The sequence below is a fragment of the Rufibacter ruber genome, from assembly GCF_001647275.1.
Classification (GTDB): Bacteria; Bacteroidota; Bacteroidia; order Cytophagales; family Hymenobacteraceae; genus Nibribacter; species Nibribacter ruber_C.
In genome coordinates this window covers 18,537-34,010 of sequence record NZ_LRMM01000011.1, presented here as the reverse complement: position 1 = coordinate 34,010, position 15,474 = coordinate 18,537, and the positions used below count along the sequence as shown (strand labels likewise).

Here is a 15,474-nt window from a genome sequence, read left to right as displayed (position 1 = left end):
AGGTTACTTTTTCTTGGCCAGGGGCTTCTGAATATTAAAGTACACCTGGGTCAGGTTGAGCTTGTTAGGCGACTTGATGTTGATGAGGTGGTACTTGTTGTCAATGGTCTGCACCGGCCCGTTCTGCCGCAGCCCCACCACCGTTAAAAACATGTACTCATCCCGCGGGGCGGCCAGAACCACCGCCGTCTCTGGTGACCGGCCGTTGCCGCTGGCTTTGATGGCCTGCATGAGCCCGTCAAACTTCACCAGCCACTTCTTGCTCTCTGCCTGGTTGTTCATTTCGCCGTAGGCCATGTGAATGAGGTACATCACATCCATGTTGAACGGGTCTGTGGCCAGGATTTTCTTACCCGTGCTCACAATCTCAGGAAACTTTTCATAGAGCAGCATCTCGTTGAGGGCATCTGCCTTGTCATTGCCTTTGTAGGGGCTGTAGCCGGGCTGCATGACCCAGCCGTAGTACAGGTGCTTGTATTCTTCTGGGGTGAGGGTGCCGTCATTGGCGTGGTAGCGTTTGAGCAGGTTAGGGTAATACAGCTTTGACTTAGAAGATGAAATGGCGGTTTTGATGGCGTCAAAGTTGATCTTGGAAATAGTCTGCGCATGCCCGTTCACAAAAACAGAAAGGCAGAGCGCGGTCAGGAGGAATAGGCGTTTCATTTCAGGGATAGAGGGAAAAAGTAAGACGGCAAGCCGAATGCAAATACAATGCTAAAAACTTGGAAGCTGGCTAAAAAGTTACACCTCGCACCGTAGCCCAGCCCAAACCTCTTTCTGTTTCTGGCCTGTTTTGGCCAAAACAGGCCAGAAACAGAAAACACTAGCATCAACTAAATTATTAGTTATAATGTACAAAGATGTTTATCTTGGGCAAAACCAGCCCTGAGCCATGAAAAAGCAATTCTTCTTCTTCCTCCTTTTGATGGGCCTGCTGCAGGTAGCAAAGGCCCAGAAAGTGGTTTCCTCGTTTCAGCAAGCCGAAGGTACGGCCCATTCTATGCAGAAACTAGACGCCCGGTACAAAAGTGCGGTTCACGCAGACTCCAGCCTGGCGGTGTTCAGGGGCAACGACCAGGCAAGGCTGGTGCAGGCGTACCAGCAACTGCTGCAGGAGCTGGGCCGGCACCTAGCCCAGAACAACTTCACCTGGGGCAAACCTACCCGCTGCTTTAACCGCTTCTATTTCAGCCCAGACGGTTCTGTTGACTACTACCTCTTTCACCTGAACCCGCAGGAAGTAGATGCCCAGAAACAGGCTGAGTTCCAGCGGCTCATGCACCAGTTCATTCAAACGCACCGCCTTTCAGTGCAGGCGCCTGTCAGGTTCAGCCAGTGCAGCCCGGTGGTGTACCAGGACCCGCCTGCCAACCGGTGACATCTGTTTTTGGCCTGTTTTCTGGAAAACAGAAAAACGGAATGAAGTAGAACGAACTTAACGGTGGAACTTTCTAGCAACGGCTTGCCTCCTGTTCAACAGACATTCCGTACCTGTTTTTAACAGCATTTACTTATTTCAACCTGACTTTACTGACTTCTACCTGATTTTCCTATCTTTGACAGACCTGTTTTTAAGAACGCACCATGCCTCCTACCCAATTTTCTCAGGAAATACTCGTTTTTCACGGCCGTACCGCGCCGGAGCCGGGTATGTTGGTAGGTTACGGGGCGCTTATTCAATTTTATGGGTTGGCGTTACCGCTTCCGGTGAAATTGGCCATCATCAGCAGAAAGAACCGCAAATACAGCCAGGCCCAATGGGCCGTTTTTCCGCCAGCTTACCACCCGCAAGACTCTTTGGCCGGTCATCTAACGTTTGCCCTGAAGTATGAAGGCGTCAACCTGCTGTTTTTCAAGAAGCTGTTCGGGCAACTTGGGCCAGCCGAGGTGGTGGCCCTGATCCAGCAAGAATACACGGGGCAGTACATGCGCAAAGTCTGGTTTCTGTATGAATGGCTCCTGCAAGAACAACTGCCTATCCCAGACCTAACCATCAAGAACTATGTGCCGCTGCTGGAGGAGAAACTACAGTACGGGTTAGCAGGGGGCACCCGTTCTGCCCGGCACCGTATTCTCAACAACCTGCCCGGCACCCCGGCTTTCTGCCCGTTGGTTTCTAAAACCAATGCCCTGGAGCAATACATAGCTGAAAAACTGGACGAGAAGATCAGCCGCACGCTCAAAGGGGTGCACAAAGATGTGTTGCTGCGTACCTCGGCTTTTCTGCTGCTCAAAGATTCCAAGGCCTCGTTTAGCATTGAAGGCGAGCGCCCCACCCAAACCAGGGCCGTGCGGTGGGGCCAGGCCATTGGGCAGGCGGGTGCCCGGCCGTTAAGCCAAGCCGAACTCCTGCGCTTGCAACAGTTAGTCATTGGCGACAGCCGGTTCACGGCGCTGGGCTACCGCACCGCCGGCGGGTTTGTGGGGGAACATGACCGAAGCACCGGCGAGCCCCTGCCCGACCATATTTCTGCGCGCTGGCAAGACCTGGCAGCCTTGATGCAAGGTCTACTGGCAAGTGCCCAACTCTTAGAAAACGCCCATTACCACCCGGTACTGGCGGCCGCGCAAGTGGCCTTCGGGTTTGTGTTCATTCACCCGTTTGTAGATGGCAACGGCCGTCTGCACCGCTATCTCCTGCACCACCTGCTGGCGGCTATGCGTTTTACACCGCAGGGCATCATCTTTCCGGTGTCGGCGGCTATTCTGGAGCACATGGCCGCGTACCGGCAGGTGCTGGAAACCTACTCGCACCCCCTGCTGGATTTCATTCAATGGCGCACCACCCCAGACCATAACATAGAAGTACTCAACGAGACCATAGACTATTACCGCTACTTTGACGCCACCCCGCAAGCGGAATTCCTGTTCCATTGCGTGGACTATACCATTCAGCACATCATCCCCGAAGAAGTAGCGTACCTCCAGAAATACGACCGCCTGAAGGCTTGGCTAGATGACCGTTTCCAGATGCCCGATAAAACTGTAGCCCTGCTAATACAGTTTTTGCAACAGGGCCAGGGCACTTTATCTGCCCGCGCCAAAGCCAAAGAGTTTGCCGCCTTAACGCCAGAAGAAGTACTTGAGATTGAAACGCGCTATAAGCGGGTTTTTGAACCAGAGGAATAGAGCAAATCTAACCTCCCTAAAATACGTCTGTACGTTTTTGGCTTCTTTTTCCAAAATCAGGCCGAAAACAGGATTTTAATCTTGTGGCAGAATGGTTAGCTTGCGAATAGAATCAAGTCTGTACCTCACGGGGAGAGGCATGGGCAAGGCCTTGGTCATGGCGGCTGTAGTGTATGCCCGTGAACAGAACATTAAAATTCACCCGGTATGCCCTTCGCCAAAATGCTCTTCAAGAAAGAGGAATCTATTAGGGATGTGCTGTTTAAGGAGCGGTTGGTTGTGGGGTGAACGAAGGATGTTGTACTAAAATAATATCTATATATTATTTAGATAGTGACTCATCCATTATCGCTTAAATCACTTTTTTATTAATGGTTAAAGTTTTTGACTTTTACCTTATAAACACATTTGAATTAACTCATTAATTAAGGTTTTAGGATCCTCAAATATCTCAGAGGCGGTCATCTCTAATGCAATTTCTTTTTTATTAAAATTGTATTCGTTTTCAAGAATAGCTATAACTTCTTTACCAGCGATATCAAAAAGTGGCTTAGTATTATTTTGTCTATCAGACAAAGTATAATTTTCAGGAATAATAAACCCACTTTTGGCCTGTATAATCGCTCGAACATCACTTTCCTCAACATTTGCAAGCCTTGAAATAGCTGGAGGACAAATTAAATAATTTTCCATTTCCCATCTTCTCCATCTTCTATACTTTAATTGGCTACCATCCGAATCAAAGTCAGGATATGTCTCATTTAAACTAGCATTAGTATTTTCGTATAGGTTATTATCTCTATCTTCTAAACTTAATCCGATCAAACCCTGAATTTCAGCCTTTAAATGATGAAATAATTGTTTCCTTTGGTCATGCTTATTCGCAAAAGACCATATTACTAAATTTTGCGGCCAAACTAAGCCTAATTTTTCGCACCAAATTCTCAAAAACTCTGCATCAGATGTATTTTCAACAAATAAAACCCTTTTAAATCTTTGCAAGTTATTTATCATAGGCGAATACTCAGTCCCTAAACCACCAATCAAGGCAACTTTTTGGCTTTCTTGATTTAAATAACTTACCCTACTCCCCCTTACCTGCAATATATCTGTGGTACTTACATATTTCAAAATTTCAGTTGAATGACTAGTTAATAAAACTTGCTTATTACTCAAATCACTAACATTTACTAACTTATCAATTAATAAAGTTTGGAGACTGCAGTGAAGATGTGCATCAGGTTCATCTAACAAAAGAACGTCAATATTTGCATCAAGTGCAAAAGTATAAATACTAAGCCATTGCAAAAAACCACTTCCTTCTACCATAATATCCCTTTTATTATATGAAGGAAAAGGCTTAAAACGGCCATTTTCAAATTTACCTTTAGCAAGGTCAACCTTCACATAATTATGAAAGAGCGGGCTAAAATTATGAGGAAAAAGATTTACATTAAATATTTCACAAAGCAATGTGTTTAAAATTTCGAAAGGATCACTAGCTTTCAGCTGACGTAAACTTGCACGTGGAATTTTGTTATTTATTTTAAGAGAATTTCTTTTGGATAGATTAACTAAGAACATTTCCACTATAGTATTACGAAGAACAGCACCCGCTAAACCACGTCCTATCATCTTTTTTCTATCGGCTTGGGAAAACCATTGTTCTCTATCACTAATACCAGCAAATGGAGGCAGATAGGCTATTGTAGGAAGTTTATCCCCATGAGACAAATTTGAAGAGGTTTGCTTTATAAATAGTCGCTCTTGAGTTAATGAAAATGATATTTCAAGGAATCTATCTGGCTTCTCAGGTAAATCCCAATAGCATTTTATTTTAAGACTATAACTTGCAATTGGCTTTAAGTTTGTCCACAAGTATTTAAGAGATGGAATATTAATAGGAGTAAAGTCGTCAAAGCTTATACCTATTCCATCTCCATTAAAGCTTGGCAATAGTGATTTACTTCCTTTCTCATTAATCAAATATAGTTTTGCAAACTCCCATACAGCCAATGAATGCAGGACTGAAGATTTACCTGAGTTATTCCCTCCTGCTATAACAGAAACACTATTTGTCTTTAATTCAAATATTGTTGATTGAAATCTTTTAAAATTAGTTAATTCAACTTTCTTTATCACTTTTGTAAAATTTAATAAATATTAAAACATTTTAAAAGTACATTATTTTTTGTTAATTCAAAAAGTTAAAGTATCAGAAACCACTTTATCCCTTTTGTCACTTAGTCTTTAACTTTGACTAAAATAAACACGTCATAAATACCCTCATACCCTTGCCATTCAACCCATTTACCATAGACCTACCCGTTCGGGAGATTATCCCTTTCGTGCGGGAACACCTTGCCGCCCAGAACACGCTGATTGTGAACGCGCCTCCGGGGGCGGGCAAGAGCACCCTGTTGCCGCTGGCCCTCTTAGACGAGGCCTGGGGGATGGGGCAGAAAATCATTATGCTGGAACCCCGCCGGTTGGCCGCCCGCACCATTTCCATAGAAGATAGGCAGAGGAAATGACTTTGGGAATGGCTTCTAATATGCAATTGTATCAGTTTTTAGTCCTCGTACATCATTCCTGTTATAGGGTATTATCACCAAAAATGGCCTTATACTGAAGACTTCTACTTCAATGGGTTTACTGTTTCCACAGAAACTAAATTGTACATTATTCTGTACATATAAATGTACGCTTTTTTTTCGTACATTTATCTTTCAATTGAAGAACGGGAGCCATGAAAGCTATTACCATCACCAGCCTGCGTAACAGAATCAAAGCGTATTTAGATGAGGTCATCCAATCTGGAGAGACCATCATAGTGCCACGAAACAACAAAAATGATGAGGCAGTGGTGCTGATCTCTTTGAAAGAATACAATGCCCTGCAGGAAACCGAGTATCTACTCTCCAGCCAAGCCAACCGCAACAAACTACAAACTTCTATTGCTCAATTGAATGCGGGTGAGACGGTGCCTTTCACCTTTCCAGATTCAAAAACAGGAGTGGCAGAATAGGCATGAACATTACTTTTTCCGCGCAAGCCTGGGAAGAATACCTGTATTGGCAAAGCACAGACCCAGGCATGGTGACCAAAATCAATGACCTTTTAAAGGTGATTCAACGCACTCCCTTTGAAGGAATTGGCAAACCTGAAGCATTGAAGCATGGCCTTAAAGGATTTTGGTCCAGAAGAATCACCCAGGAACACCGCCTGGTATACCGTATTGTGGGAGAAAGAGGAATGAATCAAGTATGTGAGGTAGCCCAATGCCGCTACCACTACACCAGATAAGCAATTCTCCTTTACGCTACCCTTAAAGGAAGCGGTGGGCCTTGAGTACTTAACCCAATTACCACCTCATTCCTAATTTCTAATTCTTAATTCCTAATTCTCCCTCCCTTGCCTTTCAACCCATTTACCATAGACCTGCCCGTTCGGGAGATTATCCCTTCCGTGCGGGAACACCTCGCTGCCCAGAACACGCTGATTGTGAACGCACCTCCGGGGGCGGGCAAGAGTACCTTGTTGCCGCTGGCCCTCTTAGACGAGGCCTGGCTGAAGGGGCAGAAAATCATCATGCTGGAACCCCGCCGGTTGGCGGCCCGCACCATTGCCGAGCGGCTGGCGCAACTGCTGGGCGAAGAAGTGGGCCAGACCGTGGGCTACCGCATCCGGTTTGAGAACCGCATCTCAGAGAAGACCCGCCTGGAAGTAGTCACCGAGGGCATTCTCACCCGCATGTTGCACTCAGACAACGCGCTCAAGGGCGTGGGGCTGGTTATTTTTGACGAGTTTCATGAGCGCAGCATCCACGCCGATGTGGCCATGGCCCTCGCCCGCGAAGCACAGGCTACCCAGCGCCCCGACCTGCGCCTTCTGGTCATGAGCGCCACCCTCAACATGCCCCAGCTCACCCGCCTGCTCAACGCCCCCGCCGTGGTGAGCGAGGGCCGGCAATACCCCATAGACGTGCAGTACGCCGGCGAGACCGATGCCCAACTGCTCCACGAAATGACCGACCGCGCCGTGCGCCAGGCCCTGCAAGAGAAAGAAGGCGATATGCTGGTGTTTCTGCCCGGCGAACAGGACATCAGAAAAGTAGAAGCCCTGCTGCGGCGCGGCCTGCGCGACGTGGCCATTCACCCGCTGTACGGCATGCTGCCCCCCGGCAAGCAGTACGCCGCCATCATGCCCGACCGCAACGGCAAACGCAAAGTGGTGCTGGCTACCTCCATTGCGGAGACCAGCCTCACCATTGAGGGCGTGACCGTGGTGGTAGATACCGGCTTTGCCAAAACCCAGCGGTTTGACCCCGCCACCGGCCTCAGCCGCCTGGAGACGGTGCGCATCTCCAAAGACGCCGCCGACCAACGCGCCGGTCGGGCCGGGCGCTTAGGCCCCGGCACCTGTTACCGCCTCTGGACCGAGAACCTGCACGCCCGCCTGGCCCCGCACCGCACCCCCGAGATTCAGGAAGCCGACCTGGCCCCGCTGGTGCTGGACATGGCCGCCTGGGGCATCACCGATATTAGGGCGCTTACTTGGCTCACGCCGCCGCCCAAAGCCGCCCTGCTGCACGCCCAGGAAACCCTGCACCAGCTCAACGCCCTGGAAAACGGGCGCATCACCGAGCACGGCCGCACCATGCACGCCCTGCCCACGCACCCGCGCCTGGCCCACATGCTGCTGGCCGCCCAGGAAACCGGTCAGCTGGCTCTGGCCACCGACATTGCCGCCCTGCTGGAAGAACGCGACCCGCTGCCCCGCGAAGCCGGTATAGACCTGAACCTCCGCCTAGAGGCCTTGCGGCGTACCCGCCAAGAGAAACTGCACCAGAAACGCTTCGCCAAGATTGACAAGATTGCCGCCTCTTACCGGCGGATGTTCCAGATTGAACCTGAAAACACCGCCGTGGACCCCTATGAAACGGGTTTCCTGCTGGCCAACTGCTACCCCGAGCGCATTGCCTGCGCCCGCCCCGGCAATAACGCCCAGTTCCAGCTCGCCAACGGCAAGTACGCCAGTGCCGGCCACCGCGACGACCTGGCCCATGACCCATGGCTGGCCATCGCGCATCTGCACGCCGGTGGCGAAGGCGTGGGCCGCATTTTCCTGGCCTCGCCGCTCAACCCCAAAGACCTGGCCCCGCTGGTGAAGCAGAAAGATGTGGTCTCCTGGGACCCCGAGGAAGGAGAATTAACGGCCTCCCGCGACCTGCGCATAGGCAACATCGTGCTCCAGAGCAAACCCCTCCCCGAGCCCGACGAACGCTTCCTGATCCCCGCCATCTGCGAGACCATCCAACGCGAAGGCGAAGATTGGCTTAATTTCTCGGATGCCGTGAAGCAGTTCCAGAACCGCGTGCTCTGCCTAAGAAAATGGCACCCCACCGAAGGCTTCCCTGATATCAGTACTTCTACCCTTTTGCTCACCTGTAACGAGTGGCTGGCCTATCACCTGGAAGACGTGCAGATTGGCCAGGACCTGCTGGACATTGACCTGCTGCCCCTGCTCCAGAACATGCTCACCCGGGAGCAACGCGAACGGCTGGACGAGCTGGCCCCCGCCACGCTTACCTTGCCAGACGGCCACGCGGTGGAACTTTACTACCCAGAGAACGCGCAGCCGCCGGTGTTGGAAGTACGCTTGCAAGACATCTTTGCGTGGGAAAACCACCCCACCGTTGACGGTGGCGACGTAGGCGTGGCCCTGCATTTGCTCTCCCCAGACTTGAAGCCCTTGAAAGTGGTGACCAGTTTGCGCTATTTCTGGCAGGAAGAATACAGGTTGATGCGCGGCTCTTTAAAAGCCCGCTTCCCGAAGGTGGAATGGAAGTGATAAACATATACAGTACCCGAAATGGGTTTGCTGATAGTGTATCGCTGGAAGCTATTTGTGATTTTGCAATTTAGACCAGTATTGATGCGGCAACCGCTATGGACGGAGATGCAAAAAGTTCTTCTTAGTAGTACGAGGTCTTTTTGAGCAGGCGTTTTGACGGTGTATTTATTAGTTGCGTTTTAGGCCTATTTTCAGGAAAACAGGCCGAAAACGCAAACGGCGCGGTTCCTTCTCCCCCGGGGAGAAGGCTAGGATGAGGGAGGTTCCAATTGCCAGAAGCAGGATTTCCAGGATTAGGTTCATTTTCTGGATTTTGTGAGTGATTGGCGCAGACGCTCGCAGGTCCTCCGGACGCTACGAGGTCTTTTGGAGTGGCTTATTGCGCAATGTTGATGGTTAAGAACAAATGCGCTGGCGCGAGTCTTTGACTCGTGACCATAAGTGCTGCGAGTCTCCAGACTCGCCGGGAACCACCAGCCGGTGACATGCGAAATATGTGTTCCGCACTCAGTCTGGCATTAGATAAAACGAGTTTATGCCTCAAACGGAGAAACGGAAGTCTGGAGACGCCAACCACGCAACGGCACTTATCTGGAGACTCGCGCCAGAATAGATGAAAGAAGTACCTTTCTGCTGTTCCTCTCCTCAAAGCATGCAACTCATAAACCAATAGCTGCTGATGTATTCCGCGTAGCTAAAACAGTACAAGCGTACGCAGACAGATAGCCAATACTTAGAGAGCAGATAGTAGAATTAAACGATTGGCTGGACATTTAAGAAAGGGTTTTACTAGATGAAATTCACTAGAAGGTCGCCTTTCATCAGACGCAATCATCTACCATCACAAGAAATAATACCGATAGGCTAAAATAGAAGAGCCGCTGCCCTTTGTTGGCAGCGGCTCTCATTGTTCCACAGTTTTATTTTGCGCCTTGATAGGCCATCAGTTATTCAATCCAGTTGCGGCGGCCTTCAAAGTGGTTGCACCCAAACTGGGCGCCGGTCACCATCTCAAACGGCTTGGGCTGGCTGGGCATCATGCCCATCTCATGCACCACCGGGAGCACAAATTCTGGGTTCATGGCTGGTTTGCCAGACAGTTCATCACACAAGCCAAACTGGTTGCTTTGCACTTCCACTACTTTCTGATCCTGGATCCAGTGGTTACAATGATTGCAGGTCGCTTCCATATCTTCATCTGTTTAAGTTCAACATCAAGTAGAAGTTTATACCCCGGCAGCTGCATTTTGGGTTCAGGAAAAACAGCTTTTGAATTAATTTAGATTTGTACTAAATAAAGACACCGGTTCCTTCAAAGCCCTCAGCGGGGGGCTAGCTTAAAAATACCTTTGTCTAACGCCCACCCCAAAGCAGACACCTTGCCGGGCAGAGGATCAACTACCTCACCCTCCCTCCCGGCCAGCGCACCAGATTCACTGCCCCGCCAGAGGAAGTCAGAGCTATCAGAAGAATGTCCCGCGGGGTTGCGCCTTCATTCAGCGGCCAGGCGCTAAAATTCAGGTTTCTTCCGCAGGGCAACCCTTACCTTTTTGTGCGGAATGCCGTAGGAAAGCAGGTAAAAACCAAATAACCATGGACGCTAACCAAACCACCAGATCATTCTCCCACTTGTTTAAAAGCCCTTCCCAGCTATTTGCCGCCCTCTCCAACCCTGGCAAAGCCGGAATGGACCTTTACAAAGCCCTGTCTACCAGAGAAAAGCAGTATGTGCTGTTTGCCGCCGGTGCCGGGCTGATTGTCTATGGCTTTGTGCTGGGCAAGCAGAACAAGTAGCACCGGTTCCTGTTTTCGGGCTGTTTTTCAGAAAACAGCGAAAACAGGAATTCCCCCTCCTTCCCCTGCGGGCGGCTGCCGTTCACCTCCCATTTTCCCTGCCCCCTGCCCGTACTTAAACCAACTGCTTGTGGGCCAAGCCCATTGCCAGGATCTTCGCTGAACTTTTTCATTCGCCATCACCACAGAAGCAGGTAATGCTTATATTTACTCCGGAAACCATTTAACACAACTATGTATACCGGACTTCAGCACCTGCACTCGTACCTTGCGTACCTGGTGCTTCTAGGCGTAGTAATCTCCCTGCTCAGCGCCTTGGCAGGTTTATTTGGGGGTAAAACCTTCACCGACAAGAACCGCAAACTGGGCCTGCTGGGCTTAATCCCTACGCACCTGCAATGGGTGGTGGGCTTGATTCTGTACTTTGTTTCTCCGCTGGGGCTGGAAAGCGCCTCTGGCGAAGCCATGAAAAACTCAGTGTCCCGCCTGTACTTCTTAGAACACCCGCTCATGATGGTGCTGGCCGTGGTTCTCATCACCGTTGGGTATTCCCGGGCTAAACGCCAGGTAGGCACTACCAGCGGCTTTAAAAGCATTGCCATTTTTTACGCCCTTGGCCTGATTCTGATTCTGAGCCGCATTCCCTGGAATGCCTGGCCGGGCAACTAGCCTGATTTTTCTATTGCCTTCCAAAGCCGCTTCTAAAAAAAGGAGCGGCTTTTTTGTTGTACCGCCCTGGTTGCACCTGACCGCTTCAACGTTCCGTTTCCGGGCTGTTTTTCAAAAAGTAGCGCTAAAACAGGCGCTGGCTCCTTGATTGGCCAAGGCGCCGCTGGCAGCTTTTCTTTCTGCTTGGCGTATGCGTACATACTAAAAAGGAAGAACATGATTAGAGCGTATAAACTGTACAATGACGAAGAGGGCCATTCAAGAGTGGCCGTAGGCACGGTAACCGACCGCACCCTGACTGACGCCAAAGCCATTCAATTTAAAGTTACCCCACCCGGCACCTTCTATGATTGGCACCCTGCCCCTACCCTGCAGTATGTACTCACGCTGGAAGGCACCCTGGAATTCACCACCAGCACCGGGGAAACCTTCACCCTTACCGCAGGAGACGTGTTAATTGCCGCTGACACCGCAGGCAAAGGGCATAAATGGCAAATGATTGGGGAATACCCCTGGAAAAGAGCCTATGTGCTGGTGAACACTGAAGATGACCTCAACTTTGTTCCTAATGAATGAGACGCCGGGGCAATACCTGTACGAAGAAGAAGTGGAAGAGAGGTGGTCTTCTGTGCGGCAACGCGCCCTGGCAGGAACCTGCCGTCAGGCTTCTAGTTGGTTTCTAGCGCGGCTACCGGAACCAGCAACTACGTTGGCAGCCCCTTTGTCTGGCAGTTTTCACCAACCAACCTAAAACAAGTAGTCTCAACGGAAAAGCCACGAAAGAAGCTCCCGTGGCCTTTCCGTTGAGACTGCATATAAGGCTCTCATGAATAATCCTGTTTTCGGCCCGTTTTTCAAAAAACAGGCGAAAACAGGATTATAAGATCAGACGCTACGTCTAACAGAACTACTCCCTTTGTGTTCCTGAACAGATCTAGGCTGCTAACTAGATAAGCACCTGTGGTTCTCAATTTCCGTTCGTCACCCAGATCCTTTCTGGGGAACAGAGAAAGGAGTAGACTGTAAAGTTATTTCTGCTCAAACGCCTGTCACGCAGGAGAAGGTCTTTGAGCTGTGGTTTGATTCATCAAGAGCTGCAAGATAACATGGAGCAACCCGCCTGCTGGGTGGCCCAATCTGGCCGTTTGGCAAAAAACTCATCATACCGGTGGGAGTATGGGTCCTGGATGGCCTCCTGCAACTTGAGGAATAACGTATCCTGCCCCTGCTCCAACTCCTGAATGGCCTGGTGCAGCAGGTAGTTCCTGAGAATGAACCGCGGGTTTGCTTTCCGCATCAGCTCCTGCGACTCTTCTCTGGAGATGGCATTGGCGCTTCTCCTTCGGCCGTAGGCGTTTATAAAGTCAACCAGAAGCTCCCTTTCCTTGCCGGAAAGCTCCTGATAAAAAGCGTCTTTGAAATGGGCAACTATTGCCGGCTCTTCCTGCTGCGCCGCCGGTAGCTCTATCAGGTACTGATAGAACATGGTCATGTCTGGCTGCACGGTGGCAAGCATTTTCTCCAATTGGGTAAGTAACTCCGTGTCTTCCTCCCTCACCTGGTCCAGGCCCAGCTTTCTGCCCAGCATGGCGTAATACTCTGTGTAAAAGAGGTCGCTGTAGGTTTCCAGGGTAGCCACCAGCTCCTCGGTGCCGGGCAGTAGCGGCGCAATGGCGCTGGCCAGACAGCCCAGGTTCCAGTACGCAATGCTTGCCTGTTTCCCAAACGCATACCGCCGCCCGGGCAGATCTGTGGTATTGGGGGTGAAGTTGGGGTCATAATTATCAAGGAACGAAAAGGGGCCGTAGTCAATGGTGAGGCCCAGAACAGACATGTTGTCTGTGTTCATGACGCCGTGCACAAAACCCACGCGCATCCACTCCACCACCAGCCGGGCGGTTCTGGCCACCACTTCTTTAAACCAGGGCAGTACTTTTTCTTCGCCCTGTATGTGCGGGTAGTACCGGGAAATGGTCCAGTCAACCAGCTTTCTCAGGTTCTCCACCTCTTTTCTGGCGGCGGGCATCTCAAAGCTCCCAAACCGAAGAAAACTGGGTGCCACCCGCAGCACAATGGCTCCCGACTCAAAGGCGGGGTTTCCGTTGTAGAACATGTCGCGCATGACCTGGTCACCCGTGGCAACCAGGCTCAGCGCCCGGGTAGTGGGCACCCCCAAATAATGCATGGCCTCGCTCATCAGGTACTCCCGCACCGATGAACGGAGCACGGCCCGGCCGTCGGCGCGGCGGGAGTAGGCAGTTTGCCCGGCCCCCTTCAGTTGCAGTTCATACGTCTGGCCATGGGGTGCCTCCCACTCCCCCAAGGTAATGGCTCTGCCGTCTCCCAGCTGCCCGGCCCAGTTCCCAAACTGGTGGCCGGCGTAGCACGCTGCGTACGGGTACATGGAGGCGGTCACCTTGTTTCCGCCCAGAATGTCTACCTCCTGCTGGTCAACAGGCTTTTGAACGCCCAGCTCCTGCGCCAGACTCTCTGACCACGCCAGCAAAGAAGGGCTTTTAACCGGTGTGGGCAGGGCCTTGCTGTACAGCACGCCCGGCGTTTGCCGCGGACGGGTGTTGCCGCTGTCATCCCCCGGAAACGTTTCTACAAATTGCTTTTTATATTCTTTCTCTTGTAAGCTTTGCATGTACTAGTGTGTATTAAAATTCCAGAACAGGAACAGTTCACTGCCCCTGTCTTGGGTAAACATAAGTTGGAGGGGAATAGTTGTGTTGAGGGGAGCTGAAGAAGGAATGAATTTCCCCGCCTGTTTTTGGGCTGTTTTTAGAAAAACAGCCCAAAAACAGGAAAATAGAATTTAGCGGTCTGCTGGCTCTGCCGGAAGGGGCTTATACAAAAACGCGGGACCCTGAGTAGTTGAGCCTGAATTCTTTGGGGGTGCAGCCGTTCTTTCTCTTAAAGATTCTGTTAAAATAGGAGAGATTGTTGAAGCCGCACTTGAATGAAATTTCTGAGATACTTTCTGTGGTGTCAATCAACATGCGGGAGGCGTGGCCTAACCTGATTTCATTCAGGCTGTCAACAAACGTTTTACCAGTCCGTTTTTTGATAAACCTACTAAAAGACACCTCTGGCATGTTCACCACCTTGGCTACATCTGCCAGTGAAACATCTTTATCATAATAAGACTGCATGTATTCAAACGCCTTCTCTATTCTGCGGGAGTAGTGGTTGAACTGGTCTGGGGTAAACGAGCTGTTTGACAAGGTGCGCATGTTGCGCGAGGTAGAAAGGTCATGCAGGATGGAAATCAACTCCAGCACTGAGTCAAACCCGCTTTTCTTGGAAAGCTGCTTAAGCCGGGGGTGAAAGGCCTCACTTACCTCTATTGAAAAAGCAACCCCCTTGCTGGCCCGTTCCAGCAAGGTTCTTACAAAGCTAAGCTGGTTTCTCCGGAGCAGTTTCTCATCAAACAGATCACGGTGAAACTGAATGGTAATCTCTTCAATGGCTTTGGTCTGGCACTGATGCGTGAACCACCCATGAGGCAGATTACTCCCCACCAGCACCATGTCATAGGTGCCAATGACCTCTACATGATCTCCCACCACCCTTCGGGCCCCGTCGGCATTGTACACCAGGTTCAGCTCAAAGTCATCATGATAGTGCAAGGGAAAAGTAAACTCCTCCTTCACCCTGGCAAAGATGGTGAAACAGTCATTCTGAGTTAAGGGAGTGATCTCTCTATAAATTGTACTCATGTTAAAAAGAAGCTTTTTAGAGATTCAGCATCTACTGCTTGTTAAAATAGCATTAGAAAATATTCTTAAATATCCATAAATTCCAAGATGAATCCTAGAAGGCAAATTTATCAATTGTGCAAATAAATCAATCTTTATCTGAAGCAAAATCAGTTTCAAACCTTTTTACCTATTTTTATTTTGATATAATTTATAAATTTCTCAAACCATTCACCCCATCTTAAAAATAACCGGGTCGCGTTAAACTGTGCAAAAGGTGAGATAATATTGTTTATTGCTAAAATTGTATCATTCCCCACACCAG

Annotated in this window: 14 protein-coding genes and 1 pseudogene; 10 read left to right on the top strand and 5 right to left on the bottom strand. The window is 50.0% G+C overall.

Going from position 1 to position 15,474, the window contains the following annotated elements; translation table 11 throughout:
• Positions 1 to 3: 3 nt before the first annotated feature.
• The gene (locus A8O25_RS06320) at positions 4 to 663 is read right to left on the bottom strand and encodes a DUF4919 domain-containing protein (protein ID WP_066832258.1); all 660 of its coding nucleotides are present in this window, start codon (positions 661 to 663) and stop codon (positions 4 to 6) included.
• Positions 664 to 892: 229 nt separating this feature from the next.
• Between A8O25_RS06320 and A8O25_RS06315 the strand changes: the two genes are divergently transcribed.
• The 3 genes from A8O25_RS06315 (at position 893) to A8O25_RS24325 (ending at position 3,436) form a co-directional block, all read left to right on the top strand.
• On the top strand, positions 893 to 1,378 hold the full coding sequence (locus A8O25_RS06315) for a hypothetical protein (protein WP_066832256.1): 486 nt from the start codon (positions 893 to 895) through the stop codon (positions 1,376 to 1,378).
• Between the two features lie 206 nt (positions 1,379 to 1,584).
• Positions 1,585 to 3,129 (top strand): Fic family protein, encoded by a 1,545-nt coding sequence (locus A8O25_RS06310; RefSeq protein WP_066832254.1) that lies wholly within the window; start codon positions 1,585 to 1,587, stop codon positions 3,127 to 3,129.
• A 91-nt stretch (positions 3,130 to 3,220) separates the two neighbouring features.
• Positions 3,221 to 3,436 carry a GNAT family N-acetyltransferase gene (locus A8O25_RS24325; RefSeq protein ID WP_074987944.1) on the top strand — a complete coding sequence of 72 codons (216 nt, stop codon included), beginning with the start codon at positions 3,221 to 3,223 and terminating at the stop codon, positions 3,434 to 3,436.
• Positions 3,437 to 3,525: 89 nt separating this feature from the next.
• On the opposite strand, the gene A8O25_RS06305 is transcribed toward A8O25_RS24325, so the two are convergent.
• Entirely contained in the window at positions 3,526 to 5,271 is a 1,746-nt protein-coding gene (locus tag A8O25_RS06305; protein WP_074987943.1) for an ATP-dependent nuclease, read from the bottom strand.
• 152 nt (positions 5,272 to 5,423) lie between these two features.
• Between A8O25_RS06305 and A8O25_RS06300 the strand changes: the two are divergent.
• The 4 genes and pseudogenes from A8O25_RS06300 to hrpB form a co-directional block, all read left to right on the top strand.
• Positions 5,424 to 5,639: pseudogene (locus A8O25_RS06300) on the top strand (hypothetical protein); the annotation flags it as partial.
• 239 nt (positions 5,640 to 5,878) lie between these two features.
• Positions 5,879 to 6,157, top strand: coding sequence for a type II toxin-antitoxin system Phd/YefM family antitoxin (locus A8O25_RS06295; RefSeq protein WP_066832246.1), 279 nt, complete (start codon positions 5,879 to 5,881; stop codon positions 6,155 to 6,157).
• Between the two features lie 2 nt (positions 6,158 to 6,159).
• A complete protein-coding gene (locus A8O25_RS06290; RefSeq protein ID WP_066832244.1) occupies positions 6,160 to 6,435 on the top strand; it encodes a Txe/YoeB family addiction module toxin in 276 nt (91 codons plus the stop codon).
• 108 nt (positions 6,436 to 6,543) lie between these two features.
• A complete protein-coding gene (hrpB, locus tag A8O25_RS06285) occupies positions 6,544 to 8,982 on the top strand; it encodes an ATP-dependent helicase HrpB (protein ID WP_066832242.1) in 2,439 nt (812 codons plus the stop codon).
• A 950-nt stretch (positions 8,983 to 9,932) separates the two neighbouring features.
• On the opposite strand, the gene A8O25_RS06280 is transcribed toward hrpB, so the two are convergent.
• On the bottom strand, positions 9,933 to 10,175 hold the full coding sequence (locus A8O25_RS06280) for a hypothetical protein (protein WP_066832232.1): 243 nt from the start codon (positions 10,173 to 10,175) through the stop codon (positions 9,933 to 9,935).
• Positions 10,176 to 10,578: 403 nt separating this feature from the next.
• Between A8O25_RS06280 and A8O25_RS06275 the strand changes: the two genes are divergently transcribed.
• The 3 genes from A8O25_RS06275 to A8O25_RS06265 all read left to right on the top strand — a co-directional run bounded on the left by A8O25_RS06275 (position 10,579) and on the right by A8O25_RS06265 (position 12,024).
• Positions 10,579 to 10,779 (top strand): hypothetical protein, encoded by a 201-nt coding sequence (locus A8O25_RS06275; protein WP_066832230.1) that lies wholly within the window; start codon positions 10,579 to 10,581, stop codon positions 10,777 to 10,779.
• 234 nt (positions 10,780 to 11,013) lie between these two features.
• On the top strand, positions 11,014 to 11,448 hold the full coding sequence (locus A8O25_RS06270; RefSeq protein WP_066832228.1) for a hypothetical protein: 435 nt from the start codon (positions 11,014 to 11,016) through the stop codon (positions 11,446 to 11,448).
• Positions 11,449 to 11,664: 216 nt separating this feature from the next.
• Positions 11,665 to 12,024: a cupin domain-containing protein gene (locus A8O25_RS06265; protein WP_066832453.1), complete on the top strand. Its 360-nt coding sequence runs from the start codon at positions 11,665 to 11,667 to the stop codon at positions 12,022 to 12,024.
• A gap of 511 nt (positions 12,025 to 12,535) precedes the next feature.
• Here the strand turns inward: A8O25_RS06265 and A8O25_RS06260 are convergent.
• Both A8O25_RS06260 and A8O25_RS06255 read right to left on the bottom strand, forming a co-directional pair.
• The gene (locus tag A8O25_RS06260; RefSeq protein ID WP_066832226.1) at positions 12,536 to 14,095 is read right to left on the bottom strand and encodes a protein adenylyltransferase SelO; all 1,560 of its coding nucleotides are present in this window, start codon (positions 14,093 to 14,095) and stop codon (positions 12,536 to 12,538) included.
• 202 nt (positions 14,096 to 14,297) lie between these two features.
• Positions 14,298 to 15,170, bottom strand: coding sequence for an AraC family transcriptional regulator (locus A8O25_RS06255; protein WP_066832223.1), 873 nt, complete (start codon positions 15,168 to 15,170; stop codon positions 14,298 to 14,300).
• Between the last annotated feature and the right edge of the window lie 304 nt (positions 15,171 to 15,474).

Excerpts from the sequence above, each read along its gene's own strand:
- A8O25_RS06315 (WP_066832256.1), top strand. The coding sequence starts at position 893 with ATGAAAAAGCAATTCTTCTTCTTCCTCCTTTTGATGGGCCTGCTGCAG.
- A8O25_RS06290 (WP_066832244.1), top strand. The coding sequence starts at position 6,160 with ATGAACATTACTTTTTCCGCGCAAGCCTGGGAAGAATACCTGTATTGG.
- A8O25_RS06255 (WP_066832223.1), bottom strand. The coding sequence starts at position 15,170 with ATGAGTACAATTTATAGAGAGATCACTCCCTTAACTCAGAATGACTGT.
- A8O25_RS06280 (WP_066832232.1), bottom strand. The coding sequence starts at position 10,175 with ATGGAAGCGACCTGCAATCATTGTAACCACTGGATCCAGGATCAGAAA.
- A8O25_RS06310 (WP_066832254.1), top strand. The coding sequence starts at position 1,585 with ATGCCTCCTACCCAATTTTCTCAGGAAATACTCGTTTTTCACGGCCGT.
- A8O25_RS06260 (WP_066832226.1), bottom strand. The coding sequence starts at position 14,095 with ATGCAAAGCTTACAAGAGAAAGAATATAAAAAGCAATTTGTAGAAACG.
- A8O25_RS06320 (WP_066832258.1), bottom strand. The coding sequence starts at position 663 with ATGAAACGCCTATTCCTCCTGACCGCGCTCTGCCTTTCTGTTTTTGTG.
- A8O25_RS06270 (WP_066832228.1), top strand. The coding sequence starts at position 11,014 with ATGTATACCGGACTTCAGCACCTGCACTCGTACCTTGCGTACCTGGTG.
- A8O25_RS06295 (WP_066832246.1), top strand. The coding sequence starts at position 5,879 with ATGAAAGCTATTACCATCACCAGCCTGCGTAACAGAATCAAAGCGTAT.
- A8O25_RS06265 (WP_066832453.1), top strand. The coding sequence starts at position 11,665 with ATGATTAGAGCGTATAAACTGTACAATGACGAAGAGGGCCATTCAAGA.
- A8O25_RS06275 (WP_066832230.1), top strand. The coding sequence starts at position 10,579 with ATGGACGCTAACCAAACCACCAGATCATTCTCCCACTTGTTTAAAAGC.
- A8O25_RS24325 (WP_074987944.1), top strand. The coding sequence starts at position 3,221 with ATGGTTAGCTTGCGAATAGAATCAAGTCTGTACCTCACGGGGAGAGGC.